The following is a 17,728-nucleotide window of genomic DNA, read 5'->3' on the forward strand; positions in this document are numbered from 1 at the left end:
GATAGCAAGCGGCTATAGCCGCAGCTATACAGGATTACTCATGCATGGACCCATCTATTCGATGAGTATCTTTTTGTTTTCTTCTATCTGCATCTTTGGCAAAGTAACGGTAAGCACACCGTTTTCGAGTTTTGCCTTTGCACCCTCTACAGAGACTGTATTTGGTAATGTAACAGTTCTTGAGAATGAACTGTAAGTCCTTTCTCTGCGCAAGTAGCCTTCGTCCTTTTCTTCTTTGTCTGAACTGCGCTTTGCAGATATAGTCAGCATATTGTCACTGACATCAAGGTCAACGTCACCTTTCTCTACTCCCGGGAGATCGGTGGTCACAAGTAATTCGGAACCTTCGTCCTTGACATCCACAAGTGGTGCGAGTATTCCGGCTTCCGACCATCTTTCCCCGAAACTCCTCTCTTTGAACATGTTGTTCAGCATTTCCTGCATCTGCACGATCTCGTCCATAGGGTTCCATAATCCTCCTTTTGCAGGTGTTACTTTTGTCAGACCAAATCTCATACTATCACTCCTTTTATCTCATGGATATTTTGTTGTTCTTTGCTTATCAGGCTGTACAATTTTACTTTTGAATTTCTGTGGATTTCTGCTGATTTTGAAACGTCTATTCTTCACCTCGTTACGTTTTCTGAATATTGGTTGAATAAATAAAGATAAGAGTGCGATCAGATTATGATCGCAGGTGTCCTATCATCTTTCTCATCATCAAAGTCAGTTACAACTGCTTCTGTTGTCAGGATCATGGCCGCAATGGATGCAGCATTCTGCAATCCGCTTCTGACAACCTTTGTTGGGTCAATAACACCAGCCTCAAAGAGGTCTTCAAAGCTGTCCGTCTTTGCATTGTAACCGTACTGATCATTGGATTCCCCTCTGATCTGAGCAATGATTTCAGCACCATCTCTTCCGGCATTCAGTGAGATCTGGCGGATAGGTTCTTCCAGTGCACGTTTGACGATCTTAAGACCAATGTCCTGTTCACCTTCAAGTTTAAGGTCTTCAAGCACAGATGTTACACGGAATAATGAAATTCCACCGCCTGTGACCACACCTTCCTCAACGGCAGCCTTTGTAGCATTAAGGGCATCATCGATCCTCATCTTCTTTTCTTTGAGTTCGGTCTCTGTTGCAGCTCCTACCTTTATGACCGCTACACCGCCGCCAAGTTTTGCAAGACGTTTCTTGAGCTCCTTCTTCTTGAACTCCGCATCTGTGACATTGATCTGTGATTCAATAAGCTGCATTCTCTTTTCGATATCAGCCTTGTCACCCTTGCCTTCAATGATTGTTGTCTTGTTCTTGTCAATATTGATCTTGCGTGCTGTTCCAAGCATGTGTTCTGCGAATTCCTCGATCTTCATGCCCTTCTCTTCACTGATTACCATACCGCCTGTGAGAATTGCAATATCCTCAAGCATGGCCTTCTGCTCATCTCCAAATCCGGGAGCTTTTACAGCACATACGCGTAATGAACCACGGATGATATTCAATATCAGTGCAGCCTGTGCATCACCTTCTACATCCGGAGCAATCATAACCAGAGGTCTGCCTTCCTTGGCGACCTTCTCAAGTACCGGGATGATCTGGTTCATGGTGGAAATCTTGCGGTCAGTGATTAAGATGTAAGGATCCTCAAACTCACAGGTGAGCTTTTCCTGATCTGTTGCCATGTATGGTGATACAAAGCCACGATCGAACTGCATACCTTCCACAACTTCGAGGTGTGTTTCCATGGTCTTGGAATTCTCAACTGTAATTACACCGTTGTATCCTACCTTTTCCATTGCATCGGCGATGAACTCACCAACAACCTCATCGTTGTTTGCGGAGATAGTTGCAACCTGAAGGATCCTTTCCTTGTCCTTTACATCCTTGCTCTTTTCCTTGAGACTTGCAACGACCTTCTCGGTTGCCTTTTCAATACCTTTCTTTACCTCGATCGGGTTTGCACCTGCACTGATGTTCTTTAATCCTTCTCTTATCATTGACTGTGCAAGTAAGGTTGCAGTGGTTGTTCCGTCACCAGTATTATCCTGAGTTTTTGATGCAACCTCTTTTACAAGCTTTGCACCCATATTCTCGAACTTGTCTTTAAGTTCTATTTCTTTAGCAATGGTTACACCGTCATTGGTTACAACCGGACTACCGGGCTTGTCAAGGACAACATTACGGCCCTTTGGACCAAGTGTAATTTTTACGGTATTTGCTACTTTATCTACACCACTTAACAATGCCTTACGTGCATCTTCATCGAACATTATCTGTTTTGACATAGATATTCCTCCATCATACCTTATTTTTCCTTATTCTTCAACTACTGCTAAGACGTCCTTGAAATCAATGAACATGTGAAGTTCACCGTCAATGTCGATCTCGTCACTTTTGTAACCGCCGTAAATCACGTGTTCACCGGCTTTTAATGGAAGTTCTTTGCCATCCTCATAGGTTCCCACAGCAACTATAATTCCTTCTTTCTTCTCTTCCTGTGCGGAGTCAGGGATGTAAATTCCACTTTCAGTGACTTCTGCCTTTTTGACAGATTTAATTAAGACTCTCTCACCAATTGGTCTGATAATCATCGTTTATTTTCCTCCAATTATCACTTGACCGGAAAAGTTCCGATCAACTGAGCAATAATATTGTAGAACTCGTATATATACCTTTTGCAAAAAATAGCGTTTTTATCGGTTTTGTCGATATCATGTCGATATTGTACAGATATATTTATATATATACTGCAAGATAGAGGAATCTTATGCCACAACAGATAATCCTGATAAATCTGGAAAAGCCCAGGGAAAAGATACTGGAAGAAGATATTCGCTGGTTTTGTAACAGTTTTGGATTATCTTCAGGCCGAGATACGGAAAATCTTGCTACACAGATAGTTCATGATCTACTTCAGCAGCTGGCAGAAAACCAGAATAGAATATCATCAGATATCATAGCCAAGAGTATAGAGGTCAACCAGTCAAGAGTAAATCATCACATAAGGAACCTGATCAACTCAGGACTTATTTACAGAGAAAAAAGAGGACTGTACCTTCGTGGAGGAAGTCTTAAGGCTGCAGTACAGGAAATGAGAAAAGATTCCGAGCGCATATTCCAGGAACTGGAAGAAATTGCAGAAGAAATAGATGAGCAGATGGGACTGAAGAACAGATAAACCATCTACACCTTTTTTTCGAATTGTTTTGACTCATAGCTTGTCATGAACCCAGAAATCACCTTCAATGGTGTACTCTTTTTTCCAGATAGGGACGTCTTCCTTTATATGCTCAAGTGTATCCGCAAGTGTCTGGAAAAGCTCCTGCCTGTGAGCGGCGGCCACGACTATGTAAACAATATCTTCTCCTGATTTTATCAGTCCGGTCTTGTGATGAATTAAGACATCAATGATGTTATCTTTTTGTTTCATGTCAAAGCATATCTTTTCAATAGCCCTGTCGGCAACACCTTCATATTTTTCAAAATCTATGGCAGTTGTTTCCACATTGTCATTGATACGTCGGACTATACCTGTAAATGTTGCAATTCCGCCTGAAAGACAGAGATCAGGATTGGAACGCACTTTCATGATGAGAGAATCCAGTGTGACCCATTCAGGCTGATCATGCATAAGTTCCACAATAGCGGCTATATCCCAGTCTGATTTTACAGGCAGTTTAACAAGTATATTAGATACTTCATCGGAACCTTCTGGTTCACCCAGAAATATCTTTGGCAGGTCACTGCTCTTAGCACCTTCAACTATTGCAAAGTCTGCGCCGTTGTCTGCAAGAGAGTTCAGGGCATCCTCCAGAGATGGATTACGCTTTATGGTTACAAGCTCAGTGTCCGTTATTGCTGCAACCAGATCAGCACCTGCATCGAAATGCTTACCGGTATCGGTGTTCTCTGGATTGAAACGATGATGCAGCATTTGTTTTACAGTTCCAACTTTCCCATGTTCGGAAAGAGCTTCTACAAGGCGAGTAACCAGCGTTGTTTTGCCTGAATTCTTATATCCTGCAACACAAATGACTTTCATACAGGAAGCTATGCAAGTTCATTCTATAAGTACACAGCGCAAACAGTATCCAGTCAATTCATATTAATTATTTTTTAGATAAAGAGTAAATTATAATAGACAAATTACGATTAATTTATATTCTACTATTTTATAGCCATTGCAATGAGTGAGTACAAGATTAGCATCCATGACATGCCAATGGACGAAAGACCCAGGGAAAGACTGCTGAAATACGGCCCAGAGGCACTTTCAAATGCAGAACTGCTGGCAATAATCCTGAGAACAGGATCACAGAAAGAAAATGTAATCAACATGTGCAGCCGTATTTTTTCGGAATATAATATCAAGCAGCTCAGCCAAGCCAATATTGCAAGTCTGACTAAAATTCACGGCATTGGTACTGCAAAAGCTGCACAGATAGCTGCTATCTTTGAACTTGCCCGCAAACTGGAAGGATTCTCCGATAAACCAAAAAGAAAGATAAGATCACCAGCTGACGTATATTCAATTCTTTATCCCGGTATGCGTGAACATAAGAAAGAAAGACTTGTGGCACTTCTGCTTGACACAAAAAACCAGGTTATACGCGAAGAACTAATTTCCATCGGCAGTCTGAATGCAAATATTGTTCATCCAAGAGAAGTTTTCAAGGCAGCACTCATGGAATCCTGTGCTTCAGTCATCCTCTCACACAATCATCCTTCAGGCGACCCCACACCCAGCAAAGAAGATATTGCGGTTACCGAGAAACTTGTGGAAGGCGGTAAGTTGCTTGGCATTGATGTGCTGGATCATGTGGTTATCGGGGATGGTAGGTATGTCAGCTTGAAGGACGAAGGGTATGTGAGATAATACTACGACAAACAAAACATTTAAAGTATTGACTTGCATTTAAGTCCCAAATGAAAGAGATTGAACTTAGTGACCCCTATATCACTCCATACAGGGGCATATACGCAATATGCGACAGTAAAAACGAATATGCTGAGATCATCGAGCATTCGAACTGTTATGGCGGTGCTGCATGGTCCAAGTTCCATTATTCTCACTCGCCGCTCATCCAGAATACACGTTCCATAGGGAACATGGTCAGATATACCGTAAAGACCGGTACTTCTGCCCTTGAACTTAAACCATCCACAGCTGCTGCAGGCATAGAGTCAGTGATTGTGGAAGGAGACGAGGTCCACATTACCTATGCAGGACTTGGAGGCGGAGGAGTAGGGGCCACCAAATGCAGGGCATTCGCTGAAGGTGTGCTTCGCTGTAACTACACCGAATCCGGCGGTGGCCGTGCTGCAAAAGGTACTATTGTAGTTCCAAGAAGAGAAAGAGTGCTCATCGGAATTGATGACACCGACACCAAGGAAGAAGGTGCAACCTGGACACTTACTCACAATATGGCAAATGCACTGGATTGTAACGAGTCTATTTATTTGTCACACTCTCTTGTACAGCTTTTCCCGGTATCCGCAAGAACCCAGAACTGTGTTTCCACAGTACTTGAATTCGGATGCGTGGATGAGAATGCAAAACAGGAACTGCTTGAAAGTGTTAAAGCAGCTCTCCTGAAATATAGCGTATCCGATGAGACCGGAATGGTCGTACTCTCTGATTATGATGCAAAGAAGATCAACGAATACAGCACAAAATGTCGCAGTGGAGAACTTACAAAGGAATACGCTCTGCAATATGCTAAAGACAACGGCATTGACATCTGGCTTGATGGCAATGGCATCATAGGTGCTCTTGCATCACTGGCATGGTTTGCCCAACCAGATGATTCAGTTAAACTCAAAGCTCAAATCGAATAATCAAATTATGACTAACACAGAGGATATAACCGGCCTTGAAGCAATTCATCTTGCAGCACTTGACAGCAATGTCAGGTTCATTACTGCCGTAGCCGGATATCCCATGACTGCAGTTGCAGACTACTTTTTTGAGAATAAGGAATCCATAGATTACGATATCCATTGGTTCACCAATGAGAAAGCAGCCATGGAAGCTGCGCTTGGTGCATCAGTAACAGGCCGTCGTTCAATTGTAATGGTCAAGCATGTGGGCATGAACGTGCTTTCCGACCCGCTCATGACAGCAATGATGCACACCATAGGGTCAGGACTTGTAATACTTGCAGGCGATGATCCGGCGGCAAAAGCATCGCAGAACGAGCAGGATTCCAGATTCTACGGGGCAATTTCAGAGACTGCCACTTTTGATCCTTCAACACCGCAGGATGCATACGATTCACTAAACAGGGCTTTTGAGCTTTCTGAAGAAGCGAAGGTTCCCATAATTATGAGAATAACTGACCGGCTGGAAAAGGAAATACAGAAGGTCAGCAGGCTACAGGCGAACTCAAAAACAAAAACTGAAGAGATGGTTTTAGACAGGAATATCTGGAAACTGACAATGCACGGTAAACACCAGAGATTCCACATTGAATCCGAACCTCTCCTCATTCATGAAGCTGAAAACTCAAGGTTCAATCATATTTCCATAAAGGAAGGAAACGTTGGAATAATCTCATCCGGTTATCCTTCATTAATTGTGGACGAAATCCTTTCCACTCAATTAGTTTATTCTTCTTATTCACATCTGAGTCTTGGAATGGTTTCACCATTTCCTGAGAAACTTGTTAAGCGCTTCATAGACCAACATGAACGCATACTTGTTGTAGAAGAAAGCGAACCTTTTATCGAGTCACACATAAGCACATGTTGTGAAAAGGTTCTTGGAAAAAGAACCTGTCACCTTCCTTTCAGCATGGTTGAAAAGGAGCATGTTGATTTTGCTTTTGAAAACATCGATAATGATACTGTATCAAAATATACTGAGATCCAAACCATTCTCAGCAGAGGTTCAAGACCCATGTGCAGTGATTGCCCATTCATGCCACTCTATAATGTGTTGCATGATATCCGGCCGGTTGCAGGAGATATGGGATGCTCCATTCGTACAGCGCCCGACCCATTAAACGCAGTTGATACCGGATTTGCACTTGGTGGCGCAATATCAACAGCCTGTGGTTTTCCAGGAAAGGGCATAGCTGTGATTGGAGATTTCGGACTTGCACATTCAGGCATAATTGGACTGATAAATGCAGTTGAAGGCGGTTTTGATATCCTTGCAATCATACTTCAGAATGATGTGGCTGCAATGACAGGCGGACAGAGTGCACCCGACCTGAAAAATGTTGTAAAAGCACTTGTACCTGATACAACTTGCGTTAACATAGATGAGATGCAGGATTTAGAAGGAAAAGAAACTTGCTCAGAGATTATTAAAGGGATGATACAGAAAAAACTGGACACAAAAGGTGTTTCTGTAATCTACATCGAAGGCAAATGTACGAAACAGTAAATGTTTGATGTTTCAAATTAATTGTTTCAAATTTATAATTTATAATTTCAAACAATAACTGCATTTCACTTTTTCTTGAAATTAACCTTCAAACCCAGAATTTCACCTGAACCTGAGTGAATATCCCTTGCAATCTCAGCACAGCCGATGGCTGCACTCCATCTGTCCAGAACATGAGCCCGGATACCAAGATGAGCTTCTATCTTCTTTACAACCTCAGGAACTTCTCCAACAGAACCTTCGATGATAACTTCACCTGCAGAACCATAATCTTTCATCAGAAGTTGCATACCTGCAATCTCCATGGCAGCAAAAAGTGCAACACTATCCAGAGCCAGCAAAGCCTGAGAATCTCCGCCTTCTGCCGCTTTAATGAGTTCATGCCTGTCTGAGAATGAAGTGCGTTTAAGAACACCTGAATTTACAAATGCCTCATTAGCGCTCATCTTTCCTGCATCCACGTCCCTGAGAGCCTGTACATCCAGTGGACCGTGTTGAAGTCCGGGAGCAAAGATGCAGGCATCTATGGCACCGATGAGTTTTCCGTTGGCAACGGCAACTGTAACAGTGTTAGAACTTATATCAGAAAGAACAAAATCAGTGAAACCAAGCGCAAATGCATGATAAGCGATACCTATTTTTTCAGGACTTGTAGAATGTGAGAAAATATTTAGACGGGGATCTGTGTCACTGCCTTCATGGATACCAGGAATTACAACAGCAGGAATCCCTGATAATCTGATTGAATCAAAAACAAGCCCACCACCACCTGTTTTCTTGCCAGCACCTTCAATACTTTTAACACCACGGTTTTCAACAGCACGTATGTCCTCAATATCCTTTATACCATCACCCATGGAATATGTCACAGCCATGAGATGAATATCTGAAGAAGAGATTCCAAAAGCAGCTTCTATTGAGGATAAAAGATGGGACTGTGTCATCACGGCAGCTTCTATCCTTGGAATTTCAAGTTTCAGCACATTACCATCTGGAAAAAGTGCAGCAAAACGCATTGCAGTTGTACCATGATCTATTCCAATGAACATAAATTACACCTTAGATATCAGATAATAATGAATTAAGCTCATCCATCACACGTTCACCCTCCTCAAAACTGCCCACATTCGTGATAATACGCAGTTCCTGGAAAGATGTACCGTGTGAAAGAAGAAGTCGCACGTTTCCCCTGTCATCAGGCCTCTGTACCCTGGCAGCCAGTTTTCCACCGGAATTGCCTTTTCCTTTTACGGTTATCACAGAAGGGATCATTTTTTTGACAGAAGGATGCTGACTCAGCAAGGACACTATCTTTTTACCTGCACGTCCGCCAATAATAGTAGTATGTGAACCACCGAGTTTACACTCGGGCTTGCGAACTCTTTTTGAATTGATAGCATCCGTCATTTCAATTGGAATGACAACAGGTCATATAAATTATTAGTGGTTCAATTCAGTTGTTCGATTCTGCATCGCCTGCAAAAACCAGAAGATAATATGAAAATGACAAAGAATAACAAAGCCCTGATCAAAAAAAGTAAATGACTATTTAGAGAAAAGAAAATAATATTCAGAAAATCAGATTTCCTGAATATCTGCCATATCGATGAGCTTTACGCCTTCACTGTTAAGGACCTTAATGGCTCCTTCGATGTCATTTACCCTGAGGATAAGAAGTGCTTTCTCAGTCTTTGTGACAAAAGCATATGCATAATCAATGTTGATGTTCTGGTCACCAAGCACATCAGCAATCTTACCAAGACCACCCGGCACATCTTCCATTTCAACACCAAGAACACTGGTTTCGGAAACAGTGAATCCTGCATCATGAAGAACTTCGTGGGCAAGGTCCGGCTTGTCAACTACCATCCTGATGATACCGAAATCTCCGGCTTCAGCGATTGTAAAAGCCCTTATGTTAATACCAGCATTTCTGAAATTAGTTGCAATGTTAGCAAGGCGACCTGGCTTGTTCTCTGCGAAAAGTGATATCTGCTTGATTATCTTTTCTTCCATATTAACACCTGCATTTTTATTAGAAGTTATGTTGCATAAGCGTTTATAGCTTTCTGTTGTCTATCACTTTCTTAGATTTACCCATCGAGCGTGGGATTGTTCCGCTCTCAACAAGCTCGACCTTGACTGCCAAGTTAAGCACATTCTTAAGTGCAGCCTGAACCTTCTTCTCAAGAGAGATAATATCATTGACCTTGTCACTGAATGCTTCATCGGTCATCTCTATCTGGATGGTCATAGTATCAAGCTCATTTATCCTGTCCACAATTATCATAAAGTGTTCGCCAACTTCAGGTATAGTCATCAGTACAGACTCTACCTGTCCGGGGAACACATTGATTCCACGTACGATAAGCATGTCATCTGCACGGCCAAGTATCCTCATGATACGTGGATGTGTACGACCACATTTACATGGCTCCTTGTTAATGATAGTGATATCACCAATACGATACCTTATAAGCGGGAGTGCTTCCTTGGCAAGAGTTGTGATTACAAGTTCACCACGTTCACCATCAGGAAGCTGCTCACCTGTTTCGGGATCAATTACTTCGAGAAGGAACATGTCGGCCCACATATGGATACCTTCCTGGAACTGGCAGTCAGTACAAAGAGGACCACTGAGTTCTGAAGTACCGTAGATATCATAGGCTTTGATACCGGTTGACTCCTCTATTCTTGCCCTCATTTCTTCAGACCATGCTTCTGCACCGAATACACCGACTTTAAGCTTAGTGTCATTCTGTATGCTGATGCCATGCTGATTTGCAACCTCGTTCATGAAAAGGAAATAGGACGGAGTACAGGCAATCGCAGTAGTGCCCAAATCCTGCATCAGTTCTATCTGCTTTTCGGTGTTACCCGAGCTTGTAGGAAGAACAGTGGCACCTGCTTCCTCAGCACCATAGTGAAGCCCGAGACCGCCTGTGAAAAGACCATATCCATAGCTTACCTGCATAATATCCCCACGACCCACACCGATTGAAGTGAGAGCTCTTGCAAGGGATGTATTCCATGCCTGGATGTCACTTTTTGTGTAACCTACAACAGTTGGCTTTCCGGTGGTTCCGGAAGAAACATGGAAACGCACAAGCTGTTCGTTAGGAACACAGAACATTCCTGTAGGATATGTATCTCTTAAATCGGATTTGTAGGTAAAAGGTAATTTCTTCAGGTCATCAAGTGTATGGATGTCTTCAGGTTTGACACCTGCTTCATCAAATCTTTTTTTGTAGAAATCTGAGTGCTGGTAGACATAGTTAACCAGACTTTTGAGTTTCTTCTCCTGCATCTTTTCCAGTTCATCAACTGGCATCCTTTCCATCAATGGGTTCCAGTATTCTAGCATCTAATTGCCCCTTTAAATTATTCAGATTCGTGACATTCATCATTCAATGAATCACATATAGAAGGATTGGGTTTACCTTTGAGGATATCACGTATCCTGTCTTTGCATTCACCTAGAATGGTATCCATGTCGGCAACTACATCAATTCCGGCAGCTCCCGCATGACCTCCTCCGGTACCATCATAATTATGGCTAATATCTTCCATTATCTTCCCAAGATTTACACCTGCAGCGACAGCTTCACGCTTGGCCCTTCCACTTACCCTGATATTGGCATCACGGGAAGTTCCTATGAGAGCTACATCAGCACCAATGTTAAGGAACATGGATGAAGCTGCACCACCAAAAGAATTCACATGAGAATCCACCAATAACCAGTCATCAACCCTCTCAATGTTTGCACGGGTAGCACATTTTAACATGGCTATACGCATGGATATATCCTGTGGGGTTGCTGCCATCATCTCCAATACTTCTGCATACTCTACACCACTACATGCGATTATTTCAGAAACCGTCCTGAATGTTTCCTGTGTGGCATGTTTAAAATGACCGGTATCAGTGATGATTCCTGTGAGCAAACCCATTGCAGTACGGCGCATTACAGGTGCACCCAGGGACTTAAGAATATCAAAGACCATCTCAGCAGTGGATGTTGCATGGCGATGCAGATAAAACTCTGCATTTTCGATAAGAGCAGTTGTTGCGTGATGGTCGATCACACAGTATTTGCCAAGTTTGATGTCATTGAGCTGAGAACTGGTTGAAGTGTCAACTACAAGAGTAATGTCATATTCTGACGGATCGGGTTTCTCGACCACGTCAATGCTAAGTTTATCAATAAGAAGAGAAGCAACCCTGTTACATCCATCAACAAGCCCTATTGTCCCTCCAATGGCTTCTGATAATGCAAAGGCACTGCTTACCGCATCCGGATCGGCGTTCCGATGACAAAGATAAAGGATATTGTTATAATCCAGAAGCTTATTGTAAAACTCCGTTTCTTCAACTTGCATGGAAACCTCTGAACATAGCCGGTGCTTATACCGACATGTCATCAGAAATAGAGAACAGGCTTATTGTGCCTGGTTCCCCATAGACTGTTCAATCTGTTCCTGAAGTTGTGTGAAACGTTTTGATATCCTTTCTTCCTGTCTGGAAATGGATTGTAACCTGAGTGAAAGTGTTTCCACCTTTTCATTCAGCTTGGACACAGATTCTTCCTTGTTTGATTTTATCTGCAGTTCACCGACACTGCGGTAAATTACAACATCTTCAGGCAGTTTATCCAGCTCTTCAAGTGCCATTTCAGCTTCTTTCTGCATGGACTCGATCTGGGATTTCTGCATGGCAAGGGACTGCGCCTGCTGCTGAACCTGTTGCAACTGCGCAAGCTGGTTCTGTATCTGTGGGGGTATTTGCGTACTCATTTGGTTTCACCTGGCATACCAATAAACCTGAAGTGATTTTAATGTTTCTATATATGTTAGTGCAAAAACAGGGATGGAAAGAGAGAATAAGCTGCAGAGATGTTGTTGAAAAAACAAACATTGTGTATTAAGCGAGACAGTCTGCAGTCTCGGATGCAACCTGAATTAGACGCAGCCAGGTATTAAGAGTTGAACGCATGGCAACAAGGTCATCCGACCGGATTTCCAGATAAAGAGTTGAGTTGTCAACTTTTATTTCAACAGAAGAACGATCTGTTACCTGACTTTCAAGTTCAGGTTTGAGTGATCTGTAAATGCGTGAAGCTACAGGGGTTTCAAAAACAGAATGCGAAGTTAAGAGCACTCTTCATCAACCTCAAATACTTTGTAGCTCTTCATTCTGAGACTGAAAAGTTCGTTTTCACCTTCTTTGAAATCCAGCTGATTTCCTGATATTGTAAGAGATAACACCTTTGAAAATGTTGAGTCATCAGGAACTATCAGATCTTTGATCACTAGTACTAATTCATTGTCACCAATAATTAAAGGAAATGAATTAGATTTCTTTGGATAATTAGAAGGAGCTTCCAATACGGAAATATAAATTGAAAGAGTACAGAACCCTTCCCCGTCATAAAAAGCTAAACTACCGGGGTTACCATGATATTCACCGACAATAAGAAGAGGATTTCCATGAGAGAGGCTTAATACCTCACCCATGCTCATCTTACCTCGGTTAAAGTACTCGAAACCGAAAAATGATGCCAGATGCTTACATAAAGTACGCGTACCGGCAGATGGTTTGCGAGAAGAAGTGATATACATCGCTTCTTACTCTGCTTTGATGCGTTTGATAGTTGTTGGACGTTCTTTTACAAGGATACGGTGTCCGCAGTAAGGACAGCGAATACCTGTGTACTCGTAGTCGATCTCAACATTTCTCTTGCATCTTGTACATTTATAGGCCATACTCACCTTACTCGATTGCTGCTGCTTCCTTTGCTTTCTTTACAGAACGTGCAACTGTCTTACCGACGTTGGTCTGAGGCAGGAATGTGCCACCTGCAAAAGTGTAATCACATTTGGTACATTTCCAGATACCTGTACCTGCTCTCTTAACATTAGGACGTGCACATTGTGGGCACTTGTGTGGCATGCGCATCTTTTCTTCAAGATCTGCCACAAGTTTACGGTCCCTTCTACCATAGCGGGTACCGAATCTACCGGCTGATCTGGATACTCGGCCTTTTCGTGTATATTTTTTTGCCATGAATCTTATCTCCTTGAAATGGTGTAAATATTATATGATATTGAATTTCCGATCAGATATTCAACAGGTGAGCTTCCCTGAGCTCTGATGCTTTCTGGCAGGCAAGTGACACAGCCTTTAACAGCTTTTCCTCAGTAAGTGCGCCATCGCCGCTCTTCTGCATTCCTGATATAGAGCCATCCTGATTTGAAACAATGGTTATGCGGGTGTCGCAAACAGTTTCTTCATCAAGGTCAGGGTCAACCATCATCTCACCGCCGATGTCGACCAGCGTAACTGCGATAGGCATATCCCTGATAGGCATTGGCATATCCTCACCGCGACCTTCTCGTTCACCAGGAACAACAGCGGTCAGAAGGGCAGCTATTGCGCCCAGAGAGGATACATCCTGAATATTCCCTTCATTGTTGAGAACATGGATATCTATGAATACCATCCAGACTTCTTCTCCCTCCGTAATACACAACTTGTTTAAATCAATTGCGCCTGATTCACGGATTCCCCTGTCAGTGACACGGGCCATCTCAATAGCATTCTCCCTTGGAGGACCAGCTTCAAAATCAGGAGAAGCTATTGGATTAAGTTCCATACTTGTGATAATGACACCTTGATCTGCAGAATCGGGGAAAGGCGTTCCTACCTGCAGTTTTACTCCTACAAGAATTTCGGTACCACCCATCTTAATCCAGGCGGAACCTTCAGCCTTTTCTATAACATTGGTTCTGATCTCAATATCCCTCATCTCGTCAAAAGCACGTCCATCAGCACGCTGACCTTTGAGCATAAGGTTGTAAATGTAATCTTTCTTAAGTACTGACATTACTTCGTTGCCCATGATCTCACCTCAGGCCTTCTCGTCTTCGTCTTCATCATCAGTGGCATCCTCTTCATCCACATCAGTGAAAGACTCTTCTAAATCCTCTACAAGCTCTACAGAATCAAGGTCTTCGGCATCCTCAGATTCAGACTCATCTTCATCAACTGAATCCTCGTCACCACCTTCAACCTCTTCTTCCTGGTCAGTATCATCCTCAGATTCGACTTCAGCCTCTTCCTCATCTTCAACATCGTCCTCGGATGATTCAAGAGTAGATTCCACGAGGGCAGAAACATCAACGTCTTCATCCTCGTCAGGAACCTCTACATCATCAAGTTTTGTGAACTTGTTTCTGAGAGTCTCCTTCTGTATCTCCATAATCTGGCGACATCCTTCTTTGCACATCTCAATTGCCTGTTTGAACTCTTCCTGAGTAACATCCCCATCCATCTGAACGAGAGTAATCTCGCCATCAGATGTCATAGCCATTGGGATATCAGCATCACCATAATTGTCTTCAGGCTTGTTAAGGTCAAGTACAAGCTGTCCGTCAACCTTTCCTACTGCACATGCAGAAACAAGTCCCTTCATAGGAATTCCTGCATCAGCCAATGCTACAGAAGCTGCATTAATAGCTGCAGTCCTTGTACCAGCATCTGCCTGAAGGACTTCTGCAAAAACATCAATAACTGCACCAGGATAAAGGTGGGTCAGCACGACAGGCTCAAATGCCTCACGACTTACTTTTGATATTTCGGTACTTCTTCTGCTTGGACCTGGTCTGATACGATCCTCTACAGAAAAAGCAGCCATATTATAACGATATCTTATCAATACAGAATCAGCTTTCTGCATTCTTCGTGGGTGAAGCTCCCTTGGACCATAGACAGCCGCAAGTACCTTGTTCTTACCCCATTCTAAATAGCATGAACCATCAGCCCTGGAGAGTACACCGATCTCCATTTTCATTGGCCTGATCTCATCAACACGTCTGCCATCCAGACGTAATCCATTTTCATCAATGAACTTTTCAGGTTTATCACTCATATTAATTCTCCAATGTTCGCACATTCTCCCTTATCAAAAAGAATCACTCTGGTCAATCATCATCTTCCAGAAGAGCATCCACTTTTCGATAGGTATCTTCCCTTATCTCGCTTTCATCCTCAGAGTCTTTTGTATCTTCAGTGAGATCTTCTTCTAAAACAGTTTCATCCTTCTCAGAAACATGTTCTTCGTCACCTTTCAAAAAAAGAGAGATCCTATCTGTCAATCCTGATGTGTGAGAATGTTTAATAATAAGCTCAATAGCCTCCGTGAGAAGGTCCATTTCACTATCTTTGCCTTTTATCCATATTCTTCCGTTCTGGCCTACGAATATCTCACAGTTTGTCTCTTTCTTAAGCATTGATACCATAGAACCACCATGTCCTATGATACGAGGGACCTTCGTAGGAGTTATTTCAATTACACGGCCAGCACTGAGAGCTCTCAGACCGCGTTCTCTCATGGTCAATTCGACCTTCATGGATGAACTTACATCTTTTACACGAAGCAAGACTGGTGTGCCTATGCCCATGTACTCCGCCATCATTACCTGTTCAACACGCCTTGGATATTCAGACACGTGCAACAATCCGTCATATGGCGATCCAATATTAAATATCCAGTTAGAGGGAGTTACCTCTATAACTGTACCAATAACGTAATCCCTGGCAGAAGGAATATACTTTCCAGAAAAAGGAATGACTGAGATCTTTTTCTTGGCATTCTTAACTCCGTATAAAAGAGAATAGACTTTTCCGTCCTTTACATATGTACCGGGACCGGAATCTGCCTTATTTTCAGACAAAAGTTGTCCAGGAATTACTATTTCACGTTCCATTATGGGGCCTCATAATAATTTAGTTTCAGCATCCCCTTTCGTAAGATGATTCACAAGGCCGTAGAAATCATTCTGCAGGCCGGCAGGCATTTTGACAACGGCTACCCATGAGCCGTCATTTTGCCATTCATTCTTTATAAGGGTAGCAAAGTTGGCAATGTCCCCATAGGACTTTGCCGCATATTCAGCCGGAATCTTTACAGCTACATCGACCTCTTCAAACCTGATAGGAATTATCGGACGAATAGCTTTCATTACAATGTTTACCTGCTCATCGACACCTTTCAAAGGATCGATGCGAATCTTTGCCTCTTCCATTGCCTTTTCAATCCTGGCAGGAGGATGAGGTGTCCTTGTCTGGGGGTTTATAGCATTCTGTGCAATAATTGTTATGACCTGTCTGGTCTTCTCTTCGAGAATCTGCTTTCTCTGCTCTTTTGTAAGCTGGAGTTCACCATGCAATATAATCTGCCTGGCGATATCCATGACATTATCAGTTTCAAAAGTACTTACAAGCTCAGATTCTCCTGCATGGTCTCCCTGCGCAGCGTCAGAAAAAACTGATTCTACAGCAATGATGTCTTCTATATTGACATCTTCGCCCCTTTTCAGAGAAAAAGCACCTTCCGGTTCAACTAAAACCTCAAACTGATGCTTACCTTTCTTGAGCCTTGCAATAACAGACTCATCAAGAGATACCATGTTAGTTCACCCCAATGATTGCTTAAATTATTCCTCTGATTCCTCGCTTTCAGAGTCTTCACTTTCTTCTTTCACATCGTCCTTAAGCTCTTCGCGAACCCTGGAAACAAAACCAGCAACTTCCTCTTCAGAAAGCTTTCTGAACTGGCGGTCTTCAAGAGTTACAACACCAAGCTCAAGGGTAGCTGCATCAACCTTTCCTTCTGTTGATTTGTAAAGGGCTTTCATACCAAGCATGATTGCAGCATCAATGTCCATATCATCCTGATAATCTGCCTCAAAGAGCTCCATGAAAGCGTTCCTTCCAGCACCGATTGCAGTTGCTTTGTATTCAAGCAATGCACCGCTTGGGTCACTCTCAAAGAGACGTGGGCGTGAATCGTCCACACCTGCAATAAGAAGGGCTGTACCATATGGGCGGACACCACCGTACTGTGTGTATGTCTGCTTGTGGTCACATATCTTCTTGGCAATAACTTCGACACCAATTGGTTCGTCATATGATACCATGTTGACCTGAGCTTCGACTCTTGCTCTGTCAACAAGAGCACGGGCATCGGCTACAAGTCCTGAAGTGGCAACACCTATGTGGTCATCTATCTGGAAGATCTTCTCTATTGATTCTGCTTCTATTAATCTGCTTGTAATTCTTTTGTCTACAAGCAATACCACACCATTCTTTGCTTTTACACCGGCTGCGGTTGTGCCTCTCTTGACTGCTTCTCTTGCATATTCTACCTGGAAGAGACGTCCGTCAGGACTAAAAACTGTGATGGCTCGATCATACCCCATCTGTGGCGTCATTTGCATCTTCACTTCATCTCCTGATTTATTTATAAATAACAGAATATATACGATAATTAACTG

At 42.8% G+C, this 17,728-nt stretch carries 23 protein-coding genes; 4 read left to right on the forward strand and 19 right to left on the reverse strand.

Annotation, left to right across the window (positions count from 1 at the left end; genetic code table 11):
* Positions 1–54: 54 nt before the first annotated feature.
* The 3 genes from FKV42_RS05695 to groES form a co-directional block, all read right to left on the reverse strand.
* Positions 55–516: an Hsp20/alpha crystallin family protein gene (locus FKV42_RS05695; RefSeq protein ID WP_154809273.1), complete on the reverse strand. Its 462-nt coding sequence runs from the start codon at positions 514–516 to the stop codon at positions 55–57.
* Positions 517–680: 164 nt separating this feature from the next.
* Complete coding sequence (gene groL / locus FKV42_RS05700; protein ID WP_154809274.1) at positions 681–2,288, reverse strand: chaperonin GroEL; 1,608 nt, start codon at positions 2,286–2,288, stop codon at positions 681–683.
* Between the two features lie 30 nt (positions 2,289–2,318).
* Positions 2,319–2,594, reverse strand: a complete 276-nt coding sequence (gene groES, locus FKV42_RS05705; RefSeq protein WP_154809275.1) for a co-chaperone GroES — start codon at positions 2,592–2,594, stop codon at positions 2,319–2,321.
* 176 nt (positions 2,595–2,770) lie between these two features.
* On the opposite strand from groES, the gene FKV42_RS05710 reads away from it, so the two are divergent.
* Positions 2,771–3,181, forward strand: a complete 411-nt coding sequence (locus FKV42_RS05710; RefSeq protein ID WP_154809276.1) for an ArsR family transcriptional regulator — start codon at positions 2,771–2,773, stop codon at positions 3,179–3,181.
* A 33-nt stretch (positions 3,182–3,214) separates the two neighbouring features.
* Here the strand turns inward: FKV42_RS05710 and FKV42_RS05715 are convergent, their stop codons facing one another.
* Positions 3,215–4,045, reverse strand: a complete 831-nt coding sequence (locus FKV42_RS05715; RefSeq protein WP_154809277.1) for a molybdopterin synthase — start codon at positions 4,043–4,045, stop codon at positions 3,215–3,217.
* 144 nt (positions 4,046–4,189) lie between these two features.
* On the opposite strand from FKV42_RS05715, the gene radC reads away from it, so the two are divergent.
* The 3 genes from radC to FKV42_RS05730 are packed head-to-tail and all read left to right on the forward strand — an operon-like array spanning position 4,190 to position 7,393.
* Entirely contained in the window at positions 4,190–4,879 is a 690-nt protein-coding gene (gene radC, locus FKV42_RS05720) for a RadC family protein (RefSeq protein ID WP_154809278.1), read from the forward strand.
* A 50-nt stretch (positions 4,880–4,929) separates the two neighbouring features.
* Positions 4,930–5,841 carry a methanogenesis marker protein 11 gene (mmp11, locus tag FKV42_RS05725; protein ID WP_154809279.1) on the forward strand — a complete coding sequence of 304 codons (912 nt, stop codon included), beginning with the start codon at positions 4,930–4,932 and terminating at the stop codon, positions 5,839–5,841.
* A gap of 7 nt (positions 5,842–5,848) precedes the next feature.
* Positions 5,849–7,393, forward strand: a complete 1,545-nt coding sequence (locus FKV42_RS05730) for a thiamine pyrophosphate-dependent enzyme (protein ID WP_154809280.1) — start codon at positions 5,849–5,851, stop codon at positions 7,391–7,393.
* Between the two features lie 65 nt (positions 7,394–7,458).
* Here FKV42_RS05730 and FKV42_RS05735 read toward each other — a convergent pair whose 3' ends face one another.
* The 15 genes from FKV42_RS05735 to psmA all read right to left on the reverse strand — a co-directional run bounded on the left by FKV42_RS05735 (position 7,459) and on the right by psmA (position 17,671).
* A complete protein-coding gene (locus FKV42_RS05735) occupies positions 7,459–8,442 on the reverse strand; it encodes a methanogenesis marker 12 protein (RefSeq protein ID WP_154809281.1) in 984 nt (327 codons plus the stop codon).
* A gap of 10 nt (positions 8,443–8,452) precedes the next feature.
* Positions 8,453–8,800: a DUF2103 domain-containing protein gene (locus tag FKV42_RS05740; RefSeq protein ID WP_154809282.1), complete on the reverse strand. Its 348-nt coding sequence runs from the start codon at positions 8,798–8,800 to the stop codon at positions 8,453–8,455.
* A 171-nt stretch (positions 8,801–8,971) separates the two neighbouring features.
* Positions 8,972–9,409, reverse strand: coding sequence for an ACT domain-containing protein (locus tag FKV42_RS05745; protein ID WP_154809283.1), 438 nt, complete (start codon positions 9,407–9,409; stop codon positions 8,972–8,974).
* A gap of 43 nt (positions 9,410–9,452) precedes the next feature.
* On the reverse strand, positions 9,453–10,757 hold the full coding sequence (locus FKV42_RS05750; RefSeq protein ID WP_154809284.1) for a phenylacetate--CoA ligase family protein: 1,305 nt from the start codon (positions 10,755–10,757) through the stop codon (positions 9,453–9,455).
* 17 nt (positions 10,758–10,774) lie between these two features.
* The gene (locus tag FKV42_RS05755; protein WP_154809285.1) at positions 10,775–11,773 is read right to left on the reverse strand and encodes a DHH family phosphoesterase; all 999 of its coding nucleotides are present in this window, start codon (positions 11,771–11,773) and stop codon (positions 10,775–10,777) included.
* Positions 11,774–11,833: 60 nt separating this feature from the next.
* Positions 11,834–12,187, reverse strand: coding sequence for a prefoldin subunit beta (locus tag FKV42_RS05760; RefSeq protein ID WP_154809286.1), 354 nt, complete (start codon positions 12,185–12,187; stop codon positions 11,834–11,836).
* 127 nt (positions 12,188–12,314) lie between these two features.
* The gene (locus FKV42_RS05765; protein WP_154809287.1) at positions 12,315–12,551 is read right to left on the reverse strand and encodes a KEOPS complex subunit Pcc1; all 237 of its coding nucleotides are present in this window, start codon (positions 12,549–12,551) and stop codon (positions 12,315–12,317) included.
* The gene (locus tag FKV42_RS05770; protein WP_154809288.1) at positions 12,542–13,012 is read right to left on the reverse strand and encodes a Brix domain-containing protein; all 471 of its coding nucleotides are present in this window, start codon (positions 13,010–13,012) and stop codon (positions 12,542–12,544) included. The genes FKV42_RS05765 and FKV42_RS05770 overlap by 10 nt, the downstream gene beginning before the upstream one ends.
* A 6-nt stretch (positions 13,013–13,018) precedes the next feature.
* Positions 13,019–13,156 carry a DNA-directed RNA polymerase subunit P gene (locus FKV42_RS05775; protein ID WP_084323965.1) on the reverse strand — a complete coding sequence of 46 codons (138 nt, stop codon included), beginning with the start codon at positions 13,154–13,156 and terminating at the stop codon, positions 13,019–13,021.
* Positions 13,157–13,163: 7 nt separating this feature from the next.
* Positions 13,164–13,457 (reverse strand): 50S ribosomal protein L37ae, encoded by a 294-nt coding sequence (locus FKV42_RS05780; protein ID WP_154809289.1) that lies wholly within the window; start codon positions 13,455–13,457, stop codon positions 13,164–13,166.
* Positions 13,458–13,509: 52 nt separating this feature from the next.
* Complete coding sequence (rrp42, locus tag FKV42_RS05785) at positions 13,510–14,292, reverse strand: exosome complex protein Rrp42 (RefSeq protein ID WP_196214062.1); 783 nt, start codon at positions 14,290–14,292, stop codon at positions 13,510–13,512.
* Between the two features lie 9 nt (positions 14,293–14,301).
* On the reverse strand, positions 14,302–15,321 hold the full coding sequence (rrp41, locus tag FKV42_RS05790) for an exosome complex exonuclease Rrp41 (RefSeq protein ID WP_154809290.1): 1,020 nt from the start codon (positions 15,319–15,321) through the stop codon (positions 14,302–14,304).
* A gap of 52 nt (positions 15,322–15,373) precedes the next feature.
* Entirely contained in the window at positions 15,374–16,159 is a 786-nt protein-coding gene (rrp4, locus tag FKV42_RS05795) for an exosome complex RNA-binding protein Rrp4 (RefSeq protein WP_154809291.1), read from the reverse strand.
* 9 nt (positions 16,160–16,168) lie between these two features.
* Positions 16,169–16,861, reverse strand: coding sequence for a ribosome assembly factor SBDS (locus tag FKV42_RS05800; protein ID WP_154809292.1), 693 nt, complete (start codon positions 16,859–16,861; stop codon positions 16,169–16,171).
* Between the two features lie 27 nt (positions 16,862–16,888).
* On the reverse strand, positions 16,889–17,671 hold the full coding sequence (psmA, locus tag FKV42_RS05805; protein ID WP_154809482.1) for an archaeal proteasome endopeptidase complex subunit alpha: 783 nt from the start codon (positions 17,669–17,671) through the stop codon (positions 16,889–16,891).
* Between the last annotated feature and the right edge of the window lie 57 nt (positions 17,672–17,728).

The sequence above is a fragment of the Methanolobus vulcani genome (assembly GCF_006546655.1).
Classification (GTDB): domain Archaea; phylum Halobacteriota; class Methanosarcinia; order Methanosarcinales; family Methanosarcinaceae; genus Methanolobus; species Methanolobus vulcani_A.

Excerpts from the sequence above, each read along its gene's own strand:
- FKV42_RS05780 (WP_154809289.1), bottom strand. The coding sequence starts at position 13,457 with ATGGCAAAAAAATATACACGAAAAGGCCGAGTATCCAGATCAGCCGGT.
- rrp41 (WP_154809290.1), bottom strand. The coding sequence starts at position 15,321 with ATGAGTGATAAACCTGAAAAGTTCATTGATGAAAATGGATTACGTCTG.
- FKV42_RS05800 (WP_154809292.1), bottom strand. The coding sequence starts at position 16,861 with ATGGTATCTCTTGATGAGTCTGTTATTGCAAGGCTCAAGAAAGGTAAG.
- mmp11 (WP_154809279.1), top strand. The coding sequence starts at position 4,930 with ATGAAAGAGATTGAACTTAGTGACCCCTATATCACTCCATACAGGGGC.
- FKV42_RS05715 (WP_154809277.1), bottom strand. The coding sequence starts at position 4,045 with ATGAAAGTCATTTGTGTTGCAGGATATAAGAATTCAGGCAAAACAACG.
- psmA (WP_154809482.1), bottom strand. The coding sequence starts at position 17,671 with ATGCAAATGACGCCACAGATGGGGTATGATCGAGCCATCACAGTTTTT.
- groL (WP_154809274.1), bottom strand. The coding sequence starts at position 2,288 with ATGTCAAAACAGATAATGTTCGATGAAGATGCACGTAAGGCATTGTTA.
- FKV42_RS05710 (WP_154809276.1), top strand. The coding sequence starts at position 2,771 with ATGCCACAACAGATAATCCTGATAAATCTGGAAAAGCCCAGGGAAAAG.
- groES (WP_154809275.1), bottom strand. The coding sequence starts at position 2,594 with ATGATTATCAGACCAATTGGTGAGAGAGTCTTAATTAAATCTGTCAAA.
- rrp42 (WP_196214062.1), bottom strand. The coding sequence starts at position 14,292 with ATGGGCAACGAAGTAATGTCAGTACTTAAGAAAGATTACATTTACAAC.
- radC (WP_154809278.1), top strand. The coding sequence starts at position 4,190 with ATGAGTGAGTACAAGATTAGCATCCATGACATGCCAATGGACGAAAGA.
- FKV42_RS05775 (WP_084323965.1), bottom strand. The coding sequence starts at position 13,156 with ATGGCCTATAAATGTACAAGATGCAAGAGAAATGTTGAGATCGACTAC.
- FKV42_RS05750 (WP_154809284.1), bottom strand. The coding sequence starts at position 10,757 with ATGCTAGAATACTGGAACCCATTGATGGAAAGGATGCCAGTTGATGAA.
- FKV42_RS05760 (WP_154809286.1), bottom strand. The coding sequence starts at position 12,187 with ATGAGTACGCAAATACCCCCACAGATACAGAACCAGCTTGCGCAGTTG.
- FKV42_RS05740 (WP_154809282.1), bottom strand. The coding sequence starts at position 8,800 with ATGACGGATGCTATCAATTCAAAAAGAGTTCGCAAGCCCGAGTGTAAA.
- FKV42_RS05755 (WP_154809285.1), bottom strand. The coding sequence starts at position 11,773 with ATGCAAGTTGAAGAAACGGAGTTTTACAATAAGCTTCTGGATTATAAC.
- rrp4 (WP_154809291.1), bottom strand. The coding sequence starts at position 16,159 with ATGGAACGTGAAATAGTAATTCCTGGACAACTTTTGTCTGAAAATAAG.
- FKV42_RS05695 (WP_154809273.1), bottom strand. The coding sequence starts at position 516 with ATGAGATTTGGTCTGACAAAAGTAACACCTGCAAAAGGAGGATTATGG.
- FKV42_RS05735 (WP_154809281.1), bottom strand. The coding sequence starts at position 8,442 with ATGTTCATTGGAATAGATCATGGTACAACTGCAATGCGTTTTGCTGCA.
- FKV42_RS05770 (WP_154809288.1), bottom strand. The coding sequence starts at position 13,012 with ATGTATATCACTTCTTCTCGCAAACCATCTGCCGGTACGCGTACTTTA.
- FKV42_RS05730 (WP_154809280.1), top strand. The coding sequence starts at position 5,849 with ATGACTAACACAGAGGATATAACCGGCCTTGAAGCAATTCATCTTGCA.
- FKV42_RS05745 (WP_154809283.1), bottom strand. The coding sequence starts at position 9,409 with ATGGAAGAAAAGATAATCAAGCAGATATCACTTTTCGCAGAGAACAAG.